16 protein-coding genes, 3 pseudogenes and 1 other annotated feature are annotated in these 22194 nt (G+C 61.1%); of the genes and pseudogenes, 6 read left to right on the top strand and 13 right to left on the bottom strand.

Going from position 1 to position 22194, the window contains the following annotated elements; all coding sequences use genetic code 11:
* Nucleotides 1–86: 86 nt before the first annotated feature.
* Nucleotides 87–740, bottom strand: a pseudogene (locus ABTX60_RS41140) (IS3 family transposase); the annotation flags it as partial.
* Nucleotides 615–744, bottom strand: a sequence feature (AL1L pseudoknot). (Overlaps the previous pseudogene by 126 nt.)
* A 76-nt stretch (nt 745–820) precedes the next feature.
* Here ABTX60_RS41140 and ABTX60_RS41135 point away from each other — a divergent pair.
* Both ABTX60_RS41135 and ABTX60_RS41130 read left to right on the top strand, forming a co-directional pair.
* On the top strand, nt 821–1846 hold the full coding sequence (locus ABTX60_RS41135; protein ID WP_003943780.1) for a tyrosine-type recombinase/integrase: 1026 nt from the start codon (nt 821–823) through the stop codon (nt 1844–1846).
* Between the two features lie 167 nt (nt 1847–2013).
* Nucleotides 2014–3678, top strand: a complete 1665-nt coding sequence (locus tag ABTX60_RS41130) for a tyrosine-type recombinase/integrase (protein WP_352101868.1) — start codon at nt 2014–2016, stop codon at nt 3676–3678.
* Nucleotides 3679–3692: 14 nt separating this feature from the next.
* Here ABTX60_RS41130 and ABTX60_RS41125 read toward each other — a convergent pair.
* Nucleotides 3693–3986 (bottom strand): annotated as a pseudogene (locus tag ABTX60_RS41125) (transposase); the annotation flags it as partial.
* A 169-nt stretch (nt 3987–4155) separates the two neighbouring features.
* Between ABTX60_RS41125 and ccsA the strand changes: the two are divergent.
* A complete protein-coding gene (ccsA, locus tag ABTX60_RS41120) occupies nt 4156–4332 on the top strand; it encodes a cytochrome c biogenesis protein CcsA (RefSeq protein WP_350835130.1) in 177 nt (58 codons plus the stop codon).
* 755 nt (nt 4333–5087) lie between these two features.
* On the opposite strand, the gene ABTX60_RS41115 is transcribed toward ccsA, so the two are convergent.
* The 6 genes from ABTX60_RS41115 to ABTX60_RS41090 all read right to left on the bottom strand — a co-directional run bounded on the left by ABTX60_RS41115 (nt 5088) and on the right by ABTX60_RS41090 (nt 13667).
* Nucleotides 5088–5774 carry a DUF305 domain-containing protein gene (locus ABTX60_RS41115; protein ID WP_047270628.1) on the bottom strand — a complete coding sequence of 229 codons (687 nt, stop codon included), beginning with the start codon at nt 5772–5774 and terminating at the stop codon, nt 5088–5090.
* Between the two features lie 38 nt (nt 5775–5812).
* Nucleotides 5813–8275 (bottom strand): heavy metal translocating P-type ATPase, encoded by a 2463-nt coding sequence (locus ABTX60_RS41110; protein WP_298782251.1) that lies wholly within the window; start codon nt 8273–8275, stop codon nt 5813–5815.
* A gap of 363 nt (nt 8276–8638) precedes the next feature.
* Nucleotides 8639–10942, bottom strand: a complete 2304-nt coding sequence (locus ABTX60_RS41105) for a heavy metal translocating P-type ATPase (RefSeq protein WP_047270630.1) — start codon at nt 10940–10942, stop codon at nt 8639–8641.
* 48 nt (nt 10943–10990) lie between these two features.
* Nucleotides 10991–11218, bottom strand: a complete 228-nt coding sequence (locus ABTX60_RS41100; RefSeq protein ID WP_030537788.1) for a heavy-metal-associated domain-containing protein — start codon at nt 11216–11218, stop codon at nt 10991–10993.
* Between the two features lie 514 nt (nt 11219–11732).
* Nucleotides 11733–13316: a multicopper oxidase family protein gene (locus ABTX60_RS41095; protein ID WP_030537787.1), complete on the bottom strand. Its 1584-nt coding sequence runs from the start codon at nt 13314–13316 to the stop codon at nt 11733–11735.
* Nucleotides 13317–13397: 81 nt separating this feature from the next.
* Entirely contained in the window at nt 13398–13667 is a 270-nt protein-coding gene (locus ABTX60_RS41090; protein ID WP_030537786.1) for an SHOCT domain-containing protein, read from the bottom strand.
* Nucleotides 13668–13807: 140 nt separating this feature from the next.
* On the opposite strand from ABTX60_RS41090, the gene ABTX60_RS41085 reads away from it, so the two are divergent.
* On the top strand, nt 13808–14566 hold the full coding sequence (locus ABTX60_RS41085; protein WP_030537785.1) for a response regulator: 759 nt from the start codon (nt 13808–13810) through the stop codon (nt 14564–14566).
* A complete protein-coding gene (locus ABTX60_RS41080) occupies nt 14563–15744 on the top strand; it encodes a HAMP domain-containing sensor histidine kinase (protein ID WP_030537784.1) in 1182 nt (393 codons plus the stop codon). Before ABTX60_RS41085 ends, ABTX60_RS41080 begins: the two co-directional genes overlap by 4 nt.
* A 149-nt stretch (nt 15745–15893) precedes the next feature.
* Here the strand turns inward: ABTX60_RS41080 and ABTX60_RS41075 are convergent, their stop codons facing one another.
* On the bottom strand, nt 15894–16658 hold the full coding sequence (locus tag ABTX60_RS41075) for an acyl-[acyl-carrier-protein] thioesterase (protein WP_030537783.1): 765 nt from the start codon (nt 16656–16658) through the stop codon (nt 15894–15896).
* 586 nt (nt 16659–17244) lie between these two features.
* Between ABTX60_RS41075 and ABTX60_RS41070 the strand changes: the two genes are divergently transcribed.
* A complete protein-coding gene (locus ABTX60_RS41070) occupies nt 17245–18474 on the top strand; it encodes a prolipoprotein diacylglyceryl transferase family protein (RefSeq protein ID WP_051720982.1) in 1230 nt (409 codons plus the stop codon).
* A gap of 239 nt (nt 18475–18713) precedes the next feature.
* Here the strand turns inward: ABTX60_RS41070 and ABTX60_RS41065 are convergent, their stop codons facing one another.
* The 4 genes and pseudogenes from ABTX60_RS41065 to ABTX60_RS41050 all read right to left on the bottom strand — a co-directional run.
* Complete coding sequence (locus ABTX60_RS41065; protein ID WP_242692868.1) at nt 18714–19586, bottom strand: M56 family metallopeptidase; 873 nt, start codon at nt 19584–19586, stop codon at nt 18714–18716.
* A gap of 71 nt (nt 19587–19657) precedes the next feature.
* Nucleotides 19658–20017 carry a BlaI/MecI/CopY family transcriptional regulator gene (locus ABTX60_RS41060; protein WP_019747377.1) on the bottom strand — a complete coding sequence of 120 codons (360 nt, stop codon included), beginning with the start codon at nt 20015–20017 and terminating at the stop codon, nt 19658–19660.
* Nucleotides 20018–20416: 399 nt separating this feature from the next.
* Nucleotides 20417–21601, bottom strand: coding sequence for a L,D-transpeptidase (locus ABTX60_RS41055; protein ID WP_019747378.1), 1185 nt, complete (start codon nt 21599–21601; stop codon nt 20417–20419).
* A 185-nt stretch (nt 21602–21786) separates the two neighbouring features.
* A pseudogene (locus tag ABTX60_RS41050) lies at nt 21787–22104 on the bottom strand (DUF305 domain-containing protein); the annotation flags it as partial.
* Nucleotides 22105–22194: the final 90 nt, after the last annotated feature.

The following is a 22194-nucleotide window of genomic DNA, read 5'->3' as shown; positions in this document are numbered from 1 at the left end:
CCAATGGCGAACCCCCGCTGAAGCTTGGGACGAACACCTACGATCAATTCAACAGCAACGTGTTGCTTCGACCAGTTGAATGCGCCTTGCGATCCGCGGTCGTTGTGGTGGATGAGCCCGGACAGGTCGGTAATTCCTTCTCGGCGTCGGGTCCAGATTGCGTGCTCGATGGCATCGAGCACCAGCGGTGTCGTCATTGTCGTCGCGGTGTGCCATCCGAGGATTCGGCGTGAATATGCATCGATGACGAACGCGACGTACACCCAACCCGACCACGTCGAAACATAAGTAAAGTCGGCTACTCACAACACATTTGGCGCAACCGGGTTGAACTTTCGCTGTACCAGATCGTCCGCTCGACGGCCTTGTGGATCTGCGATAGTGGTCCGTTTCGCCTTGCCTCGATGTGCACCTTCGAGCCCGAGGGCACCCATCAACCGTTCGACCGTGCACCGGGCCACGTCGATGCCTTCTCGACGCATTTCCAGCCACACCTTCCGGGCTCCGTAGACCGAATAATTCTCGGCATGTACACGGCTGACCTCGGCTTTGAGCTCTTCGTCGCGCACAGACCGTCGAGATGCAGGACGGTTGCGGGCTTCGTAGTAGGTGGACGGCGCAATAGAGCAGCCGTGCTCGCTGAGCACCCTGCACATCGGCTCGACGCCGTACTCGCTTTTGTATCGGTTGATGTAGTCGATGATCACTTGTTGTTGCGGTCGAGCTCCGCTGCGAAGAAAATCATGATATGTGGGTGATCTGACGCATCCAGTGTCAGGCTGATCATGTCGGTTGTCGGCTCGATCGAGGAGGCCCCACAATGAATGCTTTCGTCCCAGCGCTGGTCCGGCCGCCTGGCGAAATTCCACGACTCGGCGAACCACTTCTCGATGAATACCTACGCTTCGTCGCTGCGAGAGCACGAACCAACACCCTCCTGGCACAGACGTTCGACCTGAAAGTCTTCTTCACCATCATCGGCAAGGAACCGACGCAGGTGAGCACCAGCGATGTACTGGCTTTCATTCAAGCGCAACGACTTCCACGCAAAGAGAATGTGGTCCGCCTCAGCGACGGCGAATCGGGACTGGCCACCTCGACCATCAAACGTCGACTGGCGTCGATCTCCGGCCTGTTCTCCTACCTCCATGAGCGTGGGCTGGTCGAGAAGAATCCCGTGCCGCGAGGCCTCTCGACCCGGTCAGGACGCTCTCACGTTCGCGGGACCCCACTGATCAGAGCGCCGCGGCGCCTCCCACGGGTACTGAGCCCCGACGAGGTCAACGCACTATTGGCCGCGCTACGCTGCGAACGAGACCGGGCGATGGTCCTGTTGATGCTGTTCGGCGGACTACGCCGATGCGAGGTGCTGGGCTTACGGATGCCCGATGTCCGACCCGGTGAGCGACGAGTGTTCGTCGCCGCCGGCAAAGGCGGCCACCAACGCATCGTCCCGGTCGCACCGACCTTCTTCGAAAGCCTCGGCCGCTATCTCGACGCCGAACGCCCGATCGACAGTGCCACCGATCATGTCTTCGTGGTCCTCAAACGTCCCAGACGCGGCAACCCGCTTTCCGCGGCCGGTCTCGATGAAATTCTCTCCGGCGCCCGAGTTCGAGGCGGGTTACCTCATGCGACATGTCACGAACTTCGACACACCTGCTTCACCCGACTCCGCGAATCGGGGATGGCGTTGGAGGCGATTCAAGCTCAAGCCGGGCACGCATCCATCGAGTCCACACGCATCTATCTGCATCTGGCCAACGACTGGCTGATCGGCGAGTATTCCAAGGCGATGGACATTCTCGACGGCATCGCCGGTGACATCCCTGGAGATGCGAAATGAGCGTTCCGACAGACTCTTTGAGAAAACCTGAGTCAACCGCGGCCCGCACATACGTTCACGCGGTCACCAATGCACATGCCCACCGAACCCGACTCCGGGCTGTCCTGCGGTTCGAGGACAGGTTCGGTGATCTCGGCGCATGGAACGCGCTACCGGTGTCGGCGCGCATGGCAGCTTCCGACATCGTGCGCGCGTTCGTTGCCTTCGCGGCCGTCTTCGAGTCGGTGGCCGTCGATGCGATCTATGTTGTGCAATCATCATCGAAATGGGGCGCCCATCTGGCCGAACGTGAACCCGTAGCTGCTTCCACATTCCGCACGCAGGCAACAAGTTTGGGATTCTGCGAGCGCGAGGCAGGGAAGATGTGGTCCAAACTCGCGCAGATCTGTGTCATCGCCGGCGCCACGACCGAGGCGCTCACCTCGGCGGAGTATGTCGCGGCCCGGGCCCAGTTTCATTCCGCCGTAGTCGCCAAGGTCGGGCGTGCACCGAAATCGTTGAACGCGCCACTCTTTGGGCTCGATGCGCTCATGTTCCATCGCGGCCAAGGACCCCGGCCACATCCGCGCAAACGCTGGGCAGCACGATCGGTGCCCGAGATCGGTTGGGACCGCGCCGAGGAGTGCGCGCCCGTCATGGTCGCTACGATGCGCCGTTACCTCGACCAGATCGGCATCAGCCTGCGGGTCTCGTCGGTGGACTGCATCGAGACCACACTGCGCCAGTTCGCCGGCCATCTGGCCACCACCAGCGACGTAGTCTGCGTCGCCGACATCGACCGCACCCACATCGAGGCCTACAAGACCTGGTTGGCGGCACGGCCGGGGTATCGCAAGAACACGAACCTGTCCAAGACCACCATCGGCATGCGCATGGGGCACCTGAGCGCGTTCTATCAACGCATCATCGAATGGGACTATCCTGATATCCCTGCCCGAGCGCCGGTCTACTCCTCGGACCGGCCGATCAAGGACAAGCCGCTACCGCGATTCCTCGACGACGGCGCCGCCGCCAAGTTCTTGACCGCAGCCCGCAACCTGCCCGACGAGTTCGGTCGCCTCGCCATCGAAATGCTCTCACGTACCGGCATGCGCAAAGGCGAACTCCTCGACCTGACAATCGATTCGGTCGTCCAGATCGGTTCCGCCTACTGGCTCCGCATCCCCGTCGGCAAGCTCCACAACGACCGGTACGTCCCCTTGCATCCCCAACTCAAAACAATGATCGACACCTGGCTCGAGCACCGACCGGACTGGCAGGACAGTCCGCTGCTCTTCACCGACCGCGGTCGTCCGATCCCGGGCACCCGAATCGACAAGGCAGTCCAATCCGCTGCTGCCGCAGCGGGAATCGGCCACGTCCACCCTCATCAGCTGCGGCACACACTCGCGACGCAGGCCATCAACCGGGGTATGAGCCTCGAGGCGATCGCCGCATTGCTCGGGCACAAGACAATGGAGATGACGATGGTCTATGCCCGAATCGCGGACCGGACCGTTGCCGACCAATACTTCTCCGTCACAGAGAAAGTCGAAGCCCTCTACAGTAAACACGAACCCGCCGTCCTGCCTGCCGAGGACGAGCCCGCCGCGATGCGCAAACTCCGCGCCGAAGCCCACCGGCGGATGCTCGGTAACGGCTACTGCGCACGCCCAGTCGAACTCGACTGCCACTTCGAGTCGATCTGCGAGTCATGCACGTTCTTCGTCACCACCATCGAGTTTCTCCCCACCCTCACCCGTCAGCGAGACGACGCCGCAGACAAGGGCCAGATCGGGCGGCAGAAGGTCTTCGACGGACTTATCCAGCGACTCGACGACACGGGCACTTGACATCGATCACCCACATAAACCGATGCCGACTTCAGGATCTCGTTGGCACGCTTGAGTTCCCGATTCTCAGCGCGAAGCTTGCGCATTTCCGCTGCCATTTCGCTCGTCACGCCGGGCCGCTGGCCGGCGTCGGTTTGCGCTCTCCGGATCCAGTTGAGCAACGTCTGCGCTGTTCCGATACCGAGTTTGTCGGCCACGGATTCGACCGCGGCCCACTCCGACGGGTACTCGTGTTGGACCTCGGCGACCATCCGCACTGCCCGCTCACGCAGTTCGGGCGGGTACCTTTTGTTCGTTGCTGACGACATGACTCCATCTTTCCCAAAGGATGAAGTCCCCGGAAACTCCGGTGCGATTCATAGTGCGCGATTGGATGTTGTCAAGAAGGATGGGACCCCAAGGAAACGGTCTCCTGTTGACGACGGTTGAAAACTAGTCCAGAAACGACGGGTGGTCTAGTTTTCAACCGTCGTTCACATCTCCTTCATCGCTTGGGTGATCTACGCCGCCTCTCTGCACGCGCGTGCTACTTCTGGTTGGCGCGATACCCGTGCCGCCTGGATAATCATTGCCGGTTTCGTCGCAATGCTGTTCAATCTCTTCATCATCAAGATGGATGTCTCCGGCCTCCATTCGTACGCGGGACTCAACTGAGAGCGAGCGGGTGAGAGTGGCGCGGGGGCATATGGATCAGGGGAGCCCCGCGCCTGCATGCCGGGGGAGTGGCGCAGCCATTCTGATGTGAGTGTGTGAACGTGGTGATCAAACTTGTCAATCATGCGCACTTCCTGCCCTTGCAAGGCGGAAGCCGTTGTGGCGCCGCGTCAGGGAGTTTCTTTTCCCGACATCCTGCGCGACACTCGAGTTCATCGTGTATCAGTGTCAACCTGATGTGGTCGCACCTGCTCAATACCGGCTGGCTTTCGAGTCGGTACGCCTCCGCGATCAACTCGGAGTCGGTCATCCCCCGCCGAACGTCCTGCATCATGACCTCCATGTCGTCTGTTCTCGTTTGCGTACCCGGCCTGTCCCTCGTTAATCGATGGGCTCGGTTTGCGCCTGGACCTGATTGATGCAAATAGATCGGTTCGGTTCAGGCGTGGGTTTTTGTGCACCCGTTCCTACCTCGTGCTGGTGGGTATCCCACGGAGCCTGACCAGAATGTTGAGCCCGACGAATGTGACCGCGCACGCAGGACGGCGCGTGCGGATCTCGGGATATCTTCGGGTGTAATTACCAAACCCTCCAACAAATGAGGTTGCCTCGATAGTGTTCGGTGTCCTCCGGGGTATTGACCTGTCGCCTAGAAGGCTCGGTGCCTCTGCCGAGGTCAATTGTCAAGCAGAGACACCGAGCCGCGTGCGCTCACATCCGACTGAAATCTGAGCAATGAACGCCGGAAGTCGTGATCACAGCGTGGCGAGAATGCCTTCCATCGTGGTGATTTCCTGGTTTTGCGCGCTGATGATGGTCTGCGCCATGGAGATAGCTTCGGGATACTGTCCGGAATCAACTTCAGTTTGCGCCATTGCGACAGCTCCGCGGTGATGGTCGATCATCTGAGCGAGGAACAGTTTCGCGGCATCGGTTCCCTGTGCATTCTGCAGCGCGGTCATGTCATCGGCGGACATCATCCCCTCCATCATTCCCGGCGTCATCCCCATGCTCTCTGAGGGCATCGGCATGTTCATGCTGGTAGAGGGTGTCATGCCTTCCATGCTGTGGGAGGTGGTCGGCATATTCATGCCAGAGGAGGACGAACTCTGTCCCCAGCTGGTCAACCAGGCCTGCAGCTGCTCGATTTCTGGGGCTTGCGCTGCCTTGATCTGTTCTGCCAACGTCGTCACTCGGGGGTCGATACCGTCTTTGGAGAGGAGCATGTCGCTCATCTGGACGGCCTGACTGTGATGCGGGATCATCTGCTCGGCGAATGTCACATCTGCCTGATTGTGAGTGCTCGCGTTCGCCGATGAACTGGATTCGGCACTCATTGACGTTGGCGTGGAGGTAGTTTCATCGGTATTGGAGCTGTTACATGCGGTGAGGACGAATAGTGCTGCAGTTGCTGCAGCACTGATTGCGAGGACCTTCTTCATATCGGGGAATCCCTTTCGCTGGGAGATCGGTTGTCGGGTCATGAGACGTTCTGTGAGGTGGACTTCGTAGTGCTGGGTGAAGGCCGGTGTTGATCTGGGGGAGAAGGGAGGCGTAGTCGCTTCAGCAGTAGTGCATTGACTGCGACGATGAAGCTGGACCCGGACATCGACAGCGCTGCGATCTCGGGGCGAAGTACAAGTCCGAGGGAGGGTTCGAAGACTCCAGCGGCGATGGGGAGGGCGATGACGTTGTACCCGACTGCCCATCCGAGGTTCTGTCTCATCTTGCGGAGGGTGCCTCGCCCGATTTGTAGTGCGACCGGTACGTCGAGTGGGTCCGACCGCATCAGCACGAGGTCCGCTGTTTCGATTGCGACGTCGGTACCTGCGCCGATGGCGATACCGAGGTCCGCTTGTGCGAGCGCGGGAGCATCGTTGACTCCGTCCCCGACCATCGCAACTTTTTTGCCGGCATTTTGCAGCTCGACGATCTTGGCGGCTTTGTCGCCGGGGAGCACTTCCGCGATGACGGTATCGATACCGAGCTGGCCCGCGATGCGCTGTGCGGTGGCTTCGTTGTCGCCGCTGAGCATGACGACTTCGACGCCCAAGTCGTGCAGCGCCGCCACTGCGGCGGCGGAAGTCTCTCGGACAGCGTCGGCGAGTGCGATCACCCCGACGCCGTGTCCGTCGACGGCGACGAGTACTGCTGTTCGCCCGCTGGCTGCGAGGTCGTCGCGTGTGCCCATCAATGTGCCGAAGTCGACGTTTTCGGCGATCATCAGTTTGCGGTTGCCTACCGCCACTCGACGACCGTCCACCTCCGCAGCCGCACCGTGACCTGGCACATTACGGAAATTTGTGAGTGGAACTTCCGGGGCGCCGCGTTCGGCCGCGTAGCGGACGATCGCGCCGGCGAGGGGGTGTTCGGACTCGCGTTCGACCGCGGCCACAAGGGAAAGGAGTTCATCGGTGCCGATACCGTCGACGACGACGTCGGTGACTTCGGGTTCGCCTTTGGTGAGGGTGCCGGTCTTGTCCATCACTACCGTCTCGATGCGCGCCGAGGATTCCAGCGCGGTGGCATTTTTGAACAACACTCCTCGTTGAGCTCCGAGTCCGGTGCCGACCATGATGGCGGTGGGCGTGGCCAAACCGAGAGCGTCGGGGCAGGTGATGACAACGACGGTGATTGCGAACAGAAGCGCGGTCTGCACTCCTGCACCCGCCGCCCACCAGACAAGGAAGGTGCCGGTGCCGCCGATCAGAGCAACAAGGACGAGCCAGAACGCGGCCCGATCAGCGAACCGTTGCCCCGGCGCTTTCGAGTTCTGCGCTTCCTGGACCAACGCCACTATTTGGGACAGGGCGGTGTCGGCACCGACTTTGGTTGCTCGGACGCGAAGTGTGCCCGTCGTGTTGATGGAAGCCCCGATGACTGCGGATCCCGGTTCTTTGGATACGGGAAGGCTTTCCCCGGTCACCATTGACTCGTCGACTTCGGAAGTTCCGCTCTCGACCGTTCCATCGACAGGGACTTTGCCGCCTGGTCGGATCAGTAACAGGTCTCCGACGACAACGTCGGCGGTGGGAACTTCGACGGGTTCGCCGTCTCTCAACACGATTGCCAATGGCGGGGTCAGTTCGAGCAGTGTGCGAATCGCGTCGTTGGCTCCACCTCTGGCTCGCATCTCGAACCAATGTCCGAGCAGGACGAAAGCCGTCAGCACCGACGCGGCCTCGTAGAAGACCTCGCCGCCGCCGGTGAAGGTGACGGCGACGCTGTAGAGCCAACCCGCCCCGACGGCGACGGCAACGAGGACCATCATGTCGAGGGTGCGGGCCTTCAGAGCCCGATAAGCGCCGTCGAAAAAGATCCAGGCCGAGTAGAACACCACTGGCAAGCTCAGTATCAGGGTGAATACGTCGTCGCGGAGTCCGAACGGGGCGGGAACTGTGAATCCGAACATGTCGCGCCCCATCGGGGACCACAGCATGATCGGAATGGACAGAACGAGAGCGACGAGAAAGCGATTTCGCATGTCCCGGACCATGTCGTCCATCGACATTCCGGCGTGGGCGCCTCCGTGCCCCATCATGTCCTGTGCAGAGTGTTGAGCATGTGGTTCGTGCGCTGTGTGTTCGCCGTGAGGAGATTCGCCGGGGTGTTCGACCGGTGCGTCGGTTGATGTGTCGGCGTGGTCTGAATGAACGTGGTATTCAGAGGGCGTGGCGCTGGTGCTGTCGTTTGGTTCGGAGAGGGGGTCGCAGCTGTGGGAGGGCACTGATCGCCCTGCGCAGTGATAGCCGCAGTCCCGGATCCATTGGGACAGTTCGGGTATCGAGGTTGCAGCCGGGTCGTAGGTGACCGTGGCAGTTTGGTTGAGGACGTTGGCCTCAGCAGAGACGACGCCACGTCGGCGAAGGAGAGTTGATTCGACTGCGGCTTTCGATGTCGCCCACTGCAATCCTTGTACTTCGAGAACGGTGGTTCGATTCATCTCTGCGCCCTCTCGTTGTGACCGCCATTCTTGCGGCAGCGACTGTGCGGATACCTCGGTGGCATGTTCCCGTGTTGTGGCAGATCGTCGGCACCTCTGGGGCGTGATGTTGTGGGGTCCACGTGTGTCTCAATACTGAGCCTGCCGGTGGCGGATATGCCTTGGTTAGATGTTTGGTGAAGATTCGATGAAGGACCATGGTGTCCCAAGCAGTCGACGACTGCCCTCGTCCGTGATGGTGGTCGTCGTGAAGTGAAACCTTTGGATTCGTTGCGGGTGGACAGTGGGACCTCTCCCGCACATCGCGTCCGAAGAGTTCAGGGCAGACGGAAGGTCATCGGGGCAGTCGAATTCGGGATCAAATCAGTGATCGGAGCTTGTGGCATGACTGGTGAATCGTCGTAGGCGCAAACTGTTCGTGACGACGAAGATGGAGCTGAAAGCCATGGCAGCGCCGGCGATCAGCGGGTTCAACAACCCCAGCGCCGCCAGAGGCAACGCCGCCACGTTGTAGGCGAAGGCCCAGAAAAGGTTCCCTTTGATGGTTTTCAACGTCGAGCGCGACAGACGGATCGCATCTGCGGCGGAGCGCAGGTCGCCTCGGACAAGGGTGAGATCGGAGGCTTCGATGGCGACATCGCTGCCGGTGCCCATGGCCAGACCTAAGTCTGCTTGTGCCAGAGCAGCGGCGTCGTTGACACCGTCACCGACCATAGCGACTGTATACCCACGGCTTTGGAGGTCTTTGACGGCGCTGACTTTGTCCGCGGGCAAGACTTCGGCGATGACATCGGCGGCTTCGATCCCCACTTGTTTTGCGACGGCGACGGCGGCGCGAGCATTATCGCCGGTCAACAGGATGGGACGTAGTCCCAAGGTTCGGAATGCAGTGATGGCCTCTTTCGAGGTGTCCTTGACAGTGTCCGAAACGACCACGATTCCGCGGATCGAACCGTCCCACGCAACCCACACCGGGGACTTTCCGTCGGCTTCCGCGTCGTGTGCGGCCACTTCCAGATTCTTGGGTGCGACGAGAGACCAGTCCTGCTCTAACCAGGTTCGCCGACCTATAGCAACGGCTCGGCCGTCTACGACACCGGAGACGCCTCGGCCGTCGTGGTTGGAGAAACCTTCGATTCTCGGCAACGGCCGGCCGTCAGCCCGAGCTGCAAGAGTGATGGCCTGCGCGATCGGGTGTTCGGAGCCGTCCTCCAACGCTCCTGCGACAAAAAGTAATTCGTCGATATTCTCGCCATCTGCGCCGACTGTCGAATCGACACTCATGCGCCCGGTGGTGACGGTCCCGGTCTTGTCGAGCACGATGGTGTCGACCTGACGGGTGGATTCGAGAACCTGGGGGCCTTTGATGAGAATCCCCAACTGGGCGCCGCGGCCCGTTCCGACCATCAGCGCCGTCGGTGTTGCCAACCCCAATGCACAGGGGCACGCGATGATCAGCACGGCAACGGCGGCGGTGAACGCCGTCACCATCGAGTGACCGGTCAAAAGCCACGCACCCAACGTCATCAGTGAGAGAACGATGACGACCGGGACGAAGATTCCGGAGATGCGGTCGGCGAGACGTTGGACCTGAGCCTTGCCGTTCTGTGCATCTTCGACCAGTCGTGCCATCTGAGCGAGCTGAGTGTCGGCGCCGATACGAGTTGCTCGAACGAGGAGTCGCCCTCCAGCGTTGACGGTGGCGCCGACAACGGCGTCGCCAGGGCGCACTTCGACTGGCACGGATTCGCCGGTCAGCATGGAGGCGTCCACCGCAGATGTGCCGTCGGTGACGATGCCGTCGGTCGCGATCTTTTCGCCGGGGCGTACGACGAAGATGTCACCGACCACCAATTGTTCGGTGGGAATTCGGATCTCGGTGTGTTCCCTCAACACCGCTACGTCTTTGGCTCCCATGTCCATCAGTGCGCGTAGGGCTGCACCCGACTGCTTCTTGGCGCGGGCTTCGAAATATCGCCCCGCCAGTATGAAGACGGTGACCGCAGCAGCGACTTCCAGATAGATGTGGTCCGCTCCGCCCTCCTGCTGTGGGAACAGGCTGAACTCCATCTTCATGCCGGCCATTCCGGCATGACCGAAGAACAACGCCCACAGTGACCACAGGTAGGCCGCCGACACCCCCACCGAGATCAGAGTGTCCATTGTTGCCGCGCCGTGTCGGGCATTCGTCAGTGCAGCGCGGTGGAAGGGGAGTGCGCCCCAGACGACGACGGGAGATGCGAGCGTCAAGGCCAGCCACTGCCAGTTCGTGAACTGCAATGGCGGGATCATCGACAATGCGACCACAGGCACAGTCAATGCGAGCGAGACGAGCAGTCGGGTCCGCAGTTGCGAAGCCTCGTCCTGGATTCGGGCGTCCACCCCGTCGGTAGTGCCGACCTCCCCGGACGAGCCCTTGGGGGCAGGCAAGGTGGCGGTGTATCCCGTTGCCTCGACGGTGGAGATCAAGTCTTCAGGTGCTACCGCACCCGTGAAATCGACCTTCGCCTTTTCGGTCGCGTAGTTCACTGTCGCGGTGACGCCGTCGATCTTGTTGAGCTTCTTTTCGATTCGCGCGGCGCAGGAGGCGCAGGTCATGCCGCCGATGACCAGTTCGACACTGTGTGCGGACTCGGCAGCGACGGTCGTGTTGTCCAGGGTGCTCATCAGATGTACCTCTCCTGACCTGCCTACGCTGGCGGTGTGGGCGCCCGGTCAGATGTTCGCGAGATGATAGTTGCCGGCTTCGTCGAGCGCGGCAGTTACTTGTTCCTCGGTCAGTGGCGCTGAAGCTGTGACGGTCACGGTGGAGACTCCTCCGGCGACGAGATCGATCTCGACCTCGCTCACTCCGGGGAGGGCGCGCAGCTCGTCCGTGACGGCGCCGACGCAATGCCCGCAGGTGAGGCCGGTGACCGCGAACGTGTTGTTGGTTGCAGACATGATGTCCTCCGTAGGGGTGGGCGCGGATGTCGTGGGTGATTTCTTCGTCGAGTTGCATCCACAGCCGCGTTGCGTCTTATCGAGTAGATTCGGCTGCGAGTTAGTCTGACCGCTCATGATTCCCTTCCCGTCTGGTACCCCAGGGGGGTACCTGTTTCTACTATACTCGCGTTAGGAGAAGGTGAGTCAAGGCTGCGCCTCGACTACTTCCGTCGGACATTTGGTCGGATTCTCCCTCGTGTATTCGCCCGCGCAGAGAACGTCGAATTTCGAGCGCCCGTGGAGTGTCGCCAGGTGTACACCGGAGCCATGGGCAGTTGCGCCGTTCGCGGGATTTCGATCCCAGTCCAGCGGCAGGGCAGAGGCCGGGGATTCCGGGACGCTGACCCGATGCCGGGGCGGCCACAATCTCACCTCGCCGAACGGGGTAGGAAGAGGCATCGAATGAGATGCCGGCCCAATCAGGTCGCGCCTCCCGTGCTGGTGTGATCGTGTGTTCGGACGTCTCCACGTGTCAGACGATGTAGCCCAAGCGGGTCATCATACCCGACTCCTGGTGATATCCGTTGTGGCAGTGGAGCATCCAGTCGCCCGGGTTGTCGGCGATGAGATCGACAGCGACAGATTCCATCGGACGAACGATGACTGTGTCCTTACGAGGGCCGACACCGCCGTCACCTTTGACCACTTGGAACGTATGCCCGTGCAGATGCATGGGATGCCACATCATCGTCATGTTGGTGAACGTGAGCCGGGCTCGGTCCCCTTCTTTGACGGTCAGAGGTTCGGTTTGGTCGTAGTTCCGACCGTTGATCGTCCATTGGTAGCTCATCATGTCCCCCCCGAGGTCTGCCACGAGATCGACACCGGTGCCATCGCTTCGCGGCAGAACGACACTTTCGGCTGCAGTGAACGACTCGACCGTGCCCACTCGACCTGCCAATTCCCGAGGGAGGAACGACGCGTCGGGCGCAGCGCCCGAGCCTGTACGCAGCAGCGTCCGAGCCTGAGCGTTCTTACCCTCGGCCGCGGCGACGAGCGGGAATACACCGTCCTTGACCGTGACGATCACGTCGTAGCGCTCACCCATGCCGAGGAGAAGCGCATCGACTTCTGTCGGTACGACCGGAAAACCGTCCGTATGGGTCACGGACATCACGTGATCGGCAAGGGCGACTCGAAAAGCGGTATCCGCACCCGCGTTGATGATGCGAATACGCACACGCTGACCGGGAGCGGCCGAGAAAGTTGTCGGTGCAGAAGCTATCCGCCCGTTGATCAGATAGTACGGATAGCTGACGTCACCCGCGTCCCCACCGAGCAGAGCGCTTGATTCTACCGAGTTAGGGCCACCCGAGGTGGCGGGCAGCGTGGTTTCGGCCGACCCGTGGTTCATTCCACCCATGCCAGGCATGTTGCCCATCCCGGATCCGCCCATCGAACCCATGCCGTTTCCGGACTGAAGGTCGGAGAGGATCTGTTGCGGACTCGTGCCGACTCCATCCGTCCAGTCGTCGAGAACCACGATCCATTCGGCGTCGTAGTCGACGGGCTCGCGGGGGTCGTCGACGACGATGGGGAGATACAGGCCGTAGTCGGTGTCGAGACCGACATGCGGGTGAGCCCAATACGTTCCCGAATGAGGTACTGAGAACCGGTATGTGAAGTTCTGCCCCGATTCGATGTTCGGGCTTGCCGGCATGGCGCCGTCCATGTCGTTGCGAAGCGCGATGCCGTGCCAATGCACCGATGTCTGATGATCGAGTCCGTTGTTGACGGTGATCGCCAACTCGTCACCGACATTCGCGCGAATCAACGGACCGGGAACACTGTCGCCGTATGCCAGAGTGCGCACCGTGATGCCGCCGAGATCGATATCGGCACCCTGCGGATTGAGCGTGTAGTCCACGGTGCGACCGGTATGCGGGCGCGCTGCCTCAGCGGACGTGATGGCATTCTTGTCGAACGGCGGGGGGTTCGGGTTGGACGATCCGCTGGTGGTGCATGCGGTCAACGCCAGGCCACCCGCCCCCGCCGCCGTGGCGGCGAGAAACGTACGTCGACTGAAAGCCGATCCTGTGAACGGCGCAATAGCCATGATTGTGATTGTCCTTGTCTAGTCGTTGTGGAGAAACGGAACTGATACGCCACCGAGCCCGGGGCGCGCGTGCGGCAGAGGTCAACGACTCTCGTGTCGACGAGAGGATCGATCCAAAGCTTCACTGCGGGAGCGATACTCGTCATCGTCGATCTCGCCGCGGGCGTAGCGCTCATCCAACAGATGCTGCGCATTCGTACCACGGAGTTCGCTGCGGGTACTGCGCCTGGGACGAAACAAAGCAAGTAGGGCCGCAATGACCAACCCCCAAAATGCGATCATCGCCAGCGCCATCAGAATCCAGCTGACCCAACCCATTCCATAACCCGAATTCTCGCTCCACCACATCATGTCCGTTCACTCTCCTCACCTTCGACAGTGCTCGCCGAACCCTCTGGGATCGGTGTGCTTTCTATGAAGATTCGCTGAAGAGGTGACCGCATACCGTGTATCGCGTGCGCAGCGGCGACTGAGCAGTCCACGATGGTGGCATGGACAGTACGTCAACACGGTCAACCGACGGGTACGCAGGTTTTCGGGCACTGGTCGTCGACGACGAACGCCCACTGGCCTCGATCATCTCGAGTTACCTCGAACGAGAGTCATTCGAGGTGAGTGTGGCCTACAACGGTTTCGACGCTCTCGCCCTGGCACGTGAGGTCGATCCTGATGTGGTGGTCCTCGATCTCGGGTTGCCCGGTATCGACGGCATCGAGGTATGCCGGGAACTTCGTACATTTTCGGATGCATACGTGGTGATGCTGACTGCTCGCAGTGAGGAAGTGGACACCATCGTCGGGCTTTCTGTCGGTGCCGATGATTACATGAGCAAGCCGTTCAGCCCCCGAGAGTTGGTAGCGAGGATCCGCGCGATGATGCGCAGACCCCGCAGCGGAGTCGCGCACGGTACAACTGCGAGAGCGGTAACCCGAGACGAGGAGAGTCCGCCAATGACGTTCGGGGTGCTCAGGATCGACGTTGCCGGGCGAGAGGTCTCGGTCGCCGAGAAACCGGTTCTGCTGACTCGGACGGAATTCGACGTGTTGGCGGCATTGGCCGCTCGGCCGGGGATGGCGTTCAGCCGTCGGCAACTGATCGAAGCAGTGTGGGGTCCTGCGTGGACGGGGAACGAACATCTTGTCGATGTTCATATCGGTCATCTGCGCCGCAAACTCGGCGATGATCCCGCCGCGCCTTTGTATGTCAATACCGTGCGCGGCATCGGGTACCGAATGGGTTCCGGAAAATGACTACCCTGGAAGAACTTTCGTCTCATCAGGGGCGTACCCGCCGAGGACTCGGTGTCGGCGTGCGTTTGTTGATGGCCCAAACGCTGGTCTTGGTGGCAGGAGCGGCCACCTCATGGGTCGTTGCAGTCACTGTCGGTCCGAGTTTGTTCCGCGAGCATCTGCGCCGCGCGGGCGTGCCTCCGATGTCTGAGGAGCAAATGCATGCCGAGCAGGCATATCGCTCGGCAACTGCGGTCTCGTTGTCCGTGGCGATCGGCGCAGCTGCGTTGTGCGCGCTGGCTGTGACCTGGTATCTCAGTCGTCGGCTGCAGCGGTCGGTGACTGCGGTGTCAACTGCCGCCACGGCAGTCTCGGCGGGAAACTACGCGGCCAGAGTCCCGCCGCCGCAGCTCGGTGACGACTTCGACGCACTTGCGACGGCCTTCAACGAAATGGCGGTCCGTCTCGAGTCTGCCGAGTCGATGCGTCGACGGTTGCTGGCAGATCTCGCGCACGAGATCCGGACGCCGGTAGCTGTTCTCGAAGCATTCATGGAAGCGCTCGAAGACGGAGTGGAAGCTCTCGATGATCACACCATTGCGATGCTCAGAGATCAGACCCGACGTCTGGCACGGTTTTCCGGCGACGTCTCGGCGCTGTCCGATGCCGAGACGAATCGAGCTGCAATCGAACCGACATGGACCAGACCTGAGGTACTGGTGAGCTCAGCGGTAGCGGCGCACGAAGAACGATACGACACGAAAGCAGTCATTCTGAGCGTGGACGTCCCCGGAAATCTGCCGTCGGTGTGGCTGGACCCGGAGCGCATAGGGCAAGTGTTGAGCAATCTGCTCGACAACGCACTGCGCCACAGTCGATCACAGAGCACAGTGAAGGTGCGGGGACGGGTGAAAGGGGATCGGTTCATCCTCACACTCACCGACGAAGGCGATGGAGTCGCCGCCGAGCACCTCCCCTATCTGTTCGAGCGTTTCTATCGCGCCGACGCAGCACGCGATCGTGCTCACGGAGGGGCAGGGATCGGACTGTCCATCGCGAAAGCACTCGTCGAAGCACACGGTGGACAGATCACCGCCGCGAGTGACGGAGCCGGGCAAGGCACCACCTTCGTTATCGCGTTGCCAGTACATCGTCCGAAAGGGCGGCACATCGACTGCCGGGGAACTGTCGATGCGTGACATTCGACGCGACATTCGAGGTAATGGAAACGCTCCGGGAACACCCACTCACCCCGCCGCTACCGGCACACCTGGTCAAGAACTCGTGAGGTGAACCGATCAATGACGATTCAAGAGACCAGAGCGCAGAGGTGACCCGGCCCGGGGACTTACACTTCGATCGCTGTGACGTAGGCACTCGCGCACACCGAACCCGAGACCAGGAACCAACTACTCAGGCTCTCCCCTGAACTGTGATACCGCACGGTCACGTCGTTTCCCGCGGTGATGGGAGAGCGATATTCGAGAATCGCTCGGTAGGGGAGTGGATTTCGGGGTCCGGCCCAATCTCTGATCAGGTCTTCGACAGGCTGCCAATACGTGGCGTTGTTGACGTGGTTGAACGGATCGATATCGCTCGATCGTAAGACGAATGTCGTTTCCTCCCCATCGCCCGGATGAGCGGTGTGCCAGGGTTTCCACTTCAATCGGTGATCGTTGGCGGTCGAACCGAGTCCGGCCATGAAACTCTCTTCGATCCTGGAAGGCATCCCGTTGACCGGATTGAGATTTATCCAGAATCCTTCGGTCTCGATCAAGCCGCCGCCGTCGGATTCGATGCGGACACGCATCGTGCACCACCTGCTCGACAACCCCGAGCACCATCTGCGCATGCGCACACGAGCCGGCCAGCTGACCGGACGAATGACATCGATGACTGTGCGGCGCACGACCCACACCGGGTGGGCAGCCGCTGCGCCGCTCGCATCGAGATCGTCGAAACCGATGTCCTGCAGATAACGTGCAACGCCATCGAGTCGCACCGTCCCGGAGACGTCGATATCTCCCGTCCGTACCGGCCGAGAGGTTTCGAACACCGCGCCATTGGTCGGCAAATCCACCAGGCGGTGGTTGCGCATCGCGTCAGCTTCCATTTTGCAGATCCCTTAGATGTGATTGTTCGCTTCGATACTTTGCACACCCTTGCTGCAACGTAGTGCGATCCCTACGCCCAGTCCCGCATCAGCCGCCGGGTCTGCCGCAGTCGTACCCAGTAGTCCGTGCCCGGTCTCCGAACATGGTGAACAAGGAGCCTATCCAGTCTCGCAAACTACTACACTGTCCGCGCGATTGCCGGTTGACGTTCGATGTCCTTTCCAGGTCCTTCTTGAGTGTGCCCAAGATCGTTGCGGCACCATGGAATTCCCATATTCCTCGGCTCGGCCTCGAAGCGCCTCGTCTCGCCGCAGTGCCCACCCGCGCGTTCGCGCTCGACCTCTACCTACTATCCAGGTTCGTAGTTCAGCTACTATCGACCTTAGTAGTTCGGTGGGCATCCGCGCCAACCGAGAGATTGGGGCGACGGTGAGCAAAAAATCAACCAAAACCCGCGCGAAACAGCGGTCTACGACGCAGAGTCGAGCCCGACGCGCCACGTCACCGAAGCGGAACCCCACTTCACGACCGCACGACGAAGTCGGCACAACACCCCGTGCTAGGCCCAGTCCGGCCGGTAGTGCCGTGGAAGAACTGGCCGCAGCGGCCGCAGCGGCGTATCTGAGTAAAGCAGCGCCGACGCCAGCCTCGGCCTTGGCTCAAGCACCGCCGGCGCCGGCCATCGCCGAAAAGGCGATGCCCACCAAGCCATCGGGCACTGAACGCGTTGCCCGGCCATTGGGTGACGACGAGTCGACCGCTGCAACGGAACTCGCTGCGCCCGGCGGTGGGTGCGCTGAAGCGTTCACGCAGATAGAACCACAGGGGCTCGCAGCAACGTACTGGGGAGAATCGCCCGAGGTTACTTCCGATCTGTCGATTCTGTTCCGAGGAGCCCGCAACAGCCCGGGCAGCGAACCGGAACGTTTCGAGAGGGTCACCCACGTCAACGGTGTTCCAGCGGGGGAACGCTTCGCGGTGACTGCGAGAATCCGCGGAATCGCCACTGGTAGTTGGACTGTCAGTGCCGAGCGCATCGAAACTCCGGACGACACCACCGGGCAGTTCGACATCGCAGCTCCGCAGACCGCCACGGCCTGGACTACCGCAGCGCCATTGGTGCACGGGCCCGGCGTGCGACTCTGGACGTGGCCGCTGTTGGTCGGTTTGGGTGCAGTGTTCGCCATCGTCATGCAGGCACTGCTCTTGACCCGTATGAGCGAGAACGCCACTGCGGCAGTTCTCATTTCGATCCTCGGCTGCCTTCTCGGCTACGTGGGTGCGAAGCTCTGGTACTTGGCACTTCACCGCCAGAGCCTTCGAAAATTCGTCTCTGCCGGCGCATGCATACAAGGATTTTTGGTGGTGTCGCTCGCGGTATTGGTGCTCGGCGGAGCAGCCTTCGGTCTGGGCGTCGGTGTGTTACTGGACATGACAACGCCCGGGTTGTTTCTCGGGATTGCGATCGGGCGCCCGGGATGCTTTTTGACAGGATGCTGTTCGGGTCGACCTACCAGGTCGAGATGGGGAATGTGGGCTTCGGACCGGACTCTCGCGGTGCGCCGAATCCCCGTGCAACTGATCGAAGCGTTCGCAGGCTTGATCATCGGCCTCGCGACACTGATTTTCGTCCTCTACGGCACCGAAACGCCCTATGACGGAGCAGTATTCGTTGTCGCCGCGGCTATCTACACGTGGGTCCGTCAAGGGTTGTTCCCCTATCGTGCGGACCCTCATACACGGCGCGGGCGGCTTCTGACCAGCGCGGCATGCGGAATTGTCATCGTCGCGACGATTCTGCTGGGCGTGGTGTGATCGTGACCCAGAGTAGTAGCCTTTTGCGCTTTTCTGCCGATGCCACGTGCGCAGAAGGTGAGTCTCACGAAAATTGGGATGGCCACGAATCAAGTTTCGCGCGGGATCTGGCCAATTCGATTGGCGCCGCGTTCGGTGCATGAGGCCGGTTCAGTTCGAGGAGGGGGTGAACCGGCCTTGAGCACTGGCCCCCTGCGGGCCGGACTCCTTGTTCGTCCACGACCCGGTTTCGCACTGTTTCAAGCACCTGCTGCGCATGAAGCCATCGCCATCGCACCCAGTAGCGCCAGAAGAGGCGCCGCAGGTAGGACGATCGCCGTTCCGCAGGCAGCAAGGGTGCGGAGGTAGCGAATGGGCGCCGGGTGGTGGGTGCGGTGGGAGGACAGACGATCAAGTCGCAACGCCAGGCAATCCTGCGCTATTCCCAGAGCCGCCACGGGCACCTCGTGAGGTGTCATACTGCAGAGTGCGCGGTGCACGGATTCGCGCCCATGCTGACGAACGGCTCGGGAGTCGGCTTCGATTTCCACCAACGCACGGACCAATGGGGGCGAAGATCGCATGATCGGAAGCCACGGAAACGCGTAGGCGAGCGTTTGAGCTGCGCTGACGAGCAGATGGTGCCGCCCCGTGATGTGTGCTCGTTCATGTGCGAGTACTGCAGCAAGAGCCTCGGTGTCGAGTTGATCTCTCAATCCGTCGCTCGCAACTACAAGCGCGGGGCGCCCAGCGATACTGTAGGCGAAGGGCACAGAAACCGGGAGCCAGAGCAGTGACGAGGACCGTGCACCCCCCAGAATGCGCAGCAACCCGAGGTGCTGCTGGTGTAGCTCGCGGCGAGTGCGGGAGAAGCTGAACAGATGGACGGTGCCTCGCACCGCCCCGATGACCAGGGCTGACCCACCGAGTACACCCACCGCCGTCTCGAGCCTGGCCGGCGCGTCGTCGTGAAGGGCGAGCCAACAGCTGTGGGCGAATTCGATCAGCGACGAGACACCACCGTGACTGGGTAAAAGGCTCAAGATCACCGGGACACTGATACTCACTACAGTTCCGAGTGCCAGAGCGCCCCACAAGACGAGGACGACATGCGGATCAACGCCGCGACGCATCATCGATCCGAGGAACAGCGGGGAGAGTGCGGCAACGAGAAGGCCACCGACCGCCCACGCGAGGACGGCTGTCACTTCTTGCCTCGTTCACGCAATCCACGCGCCAGGATCTTCGATTCGACGTCGGATGTCCCGCGAACAAAATGCAACAGGACCCCGGTCGGGTCTCCGGTGGATTCGAGAAGTGCGCGCAACCCGTCAGCTGCCGCTTCCTCGCGGCTTCGCGTGGCTTCGTACCAGTACGCGCGCCCGTTTCGCTGACGATGCACCCAACCTTTGCGATGAAGATTGTCCATGACGGTCATCACCGTCGTGTACGCCGGTTCACGGTCGTCATCGAGGCCGTCGATGACGTCGCGCACACGGACCGGTTCGGTGGAGCGCCACAGCACATCCATCACCAGCGCCTCGAGCTCTCCCAGACCTTGCATTTTTCCTCCTCGTAGAGCTGCATTCGTCACCGCACCGTGCGAGTGCCCAACCTGCAACCTCCGTCGCTTTCGTACGGGGCCCAACCAGCGCTGTCGGTGATTCGTCGGTCACAGTGATGTGGGACCGCTCGATGAGGGTGTCGTGTCGACTCTGCACGCTGGAGGTTGCCGAGACGGCGAACCGAAGCCCTGTAGAAATACTATCTGTTCTGCTTCCCGTCGCCGCCCCGATACGGCGGCGGTGTCTGGCGACCTCCTCCCGTGACGATCTGCCGAACCCCTGTCAGCTCTGACAGTGTCAAAAGGTTTATCCAGCACTTTCGCGTCGACTACGGGAGAACGTCTCGCGCGGAGCTTCTGTTTGCGATTCAGCATCGTTTGCCGGCAGGGCGACAGGTCTTACAGCGCGCTGCCTTCCGACCATCGGTCCCACGGCACACTCCAGTCGCCGTTCTGCCACAATTCGAGAGGGGCGCCGCCGGTATTGCGTATCTCCACGACATCTCCGGGAAGCGAAAAATCATAGAACCATTGAGCATTGGCGCGACTGAGGTTCAAGCAGCCGTGTGAAACATTGGTATTGCCTTGCGCCCAGACTGTGTCTTCGAGTTCGTGAAGGTAAATTCCGTCGGTGCTTATTCGGGTGGCGTAGTTGATTTTTTCCTTGTACCCCAGCCGGGAATTGACGGGAAGTCCGTAGGTCGACGAGTCCATGATCACGGGGTTGGCCTGATCGAGGACGGTGTAAATGCCTGGTTGGGTCCAGAAGGAGATCGTTTGGCCGTTGACGAGCTCGGTTCCTCCCATGCCCATCGATGTCGGCATAGTGCGCACAGTTTTGCCGTTGCTCGTGACCGTCACTTGCTTGGTCGTATCGTCGGCGACGGCGATATGCGAGTCGCCGATGGTGAATGCAGTCGTGGCGTCTTCCTGTCCGAACAGTCCGCCACCGAGCGGGACGCCGAAGACCGCAGCCCGGACCGTGACCTCGGTGCCGGGGGGATAGTACGCACGAGGTCGCCAGTGAACATTCTGGTCATCCACCCAGTACCACGAGCCTTCGAGCGGCACCGACGTTTGCACAGTCAGGCTTTTCTCCGCCGCTGCACGATCGAGGATCGGCTCGTCGAAATGCGTGACAATAACGATCCCTACCCCGAAAGTGCCACCATCTGTGAGGAGGTTACCCCCGGCCGTCACGAAGGATGGTTTGGTCAGGTTCCGCGGCTTGACTGTGGAGAAGGTGCTGGACTGATCGAGACGTGAGCCATCGTTTTGGGTGGCTGACGCTGTCATCGTGTAGGTCTTCCCGTAGTCCAAGGACGCGCCGGGTTTCCACACCTGCCGGTCAGGGGTGAAGATGCCATCGACCACAGCCCCGCCCACTTCGGTGAGCACTACCGAGTCGAGCCTCCCGCCAACAGATTCCACCGTGACCGGATCAAGGGGGTTGACGGTATCTGTCCCCCCGGAAGGAGTCATCACCAGCGCGGAGACAGGAGAGTCGTTCTCGGCGGGCGCACCCGTGTCACTCGGTGCGGACTGCGGTGCTGTGGAGGTGCATCCTGTCAGCGTTGCGACCATAAGGACAAGGACGACTAACCCTGTATGCCGTGTTGAGGCCATAATTGTTCCTTCACGTCAGTGGGTGGGGAGCGCCGACGAAGACAGTGATTCGCAAGGGACGCAAGTAATCAGATGGAAGATCAGAGCGGACAACGAGAAGAGAGGCTTCGACGGACAGGCCTAGCCACTCGCCAGTTTCCGGATCAGTTCTGTTGCAAAAGTGCTTGCATCGCGGTGATCTCGGACTGCTGTGCGGCGATGATATCGGTAGCCAATTGCTTGGCGTCGGCGTTGTCGCCATCGGATAGTTCCGATTGGGCCGTCGCGATCGCGCCGGAGTGATGTTCGATCATCATCTTCAGCCACGCGGTGTCGAAGTCCCCATCGCGCAGCCCCTCCAATTGAGCGATCTGCTGCTGGGACATCATTCCTGAGGCATTGTCCGCGCTCGTGCCCACCGCTCCCATCGATTGCGCAACACCCAACTTCGCGCAGATCATCGCGAAACCCTTTGAGGTGTATTGATTGGGCTCAATCGGTGGACGCAACATTCGAGGTCAGGAGGGTGTTGTGGGTCGTCCATCGGATTGGGTGCGGGAAGTAACGGGCAG

Source organism: Streptomyces sp. NPDC126510 (genome assembly GCF_040302345.1).
Lineage (GTDB): Bacteria > Actinomycetota > Actinomycetes > Streptomycetales > Streptomycetaceae > Streptomyces.
Note: the sequence above shows the minus strand (reverse complement) of the source record. Positions and strands in the feature narration are given on the sequence as shown.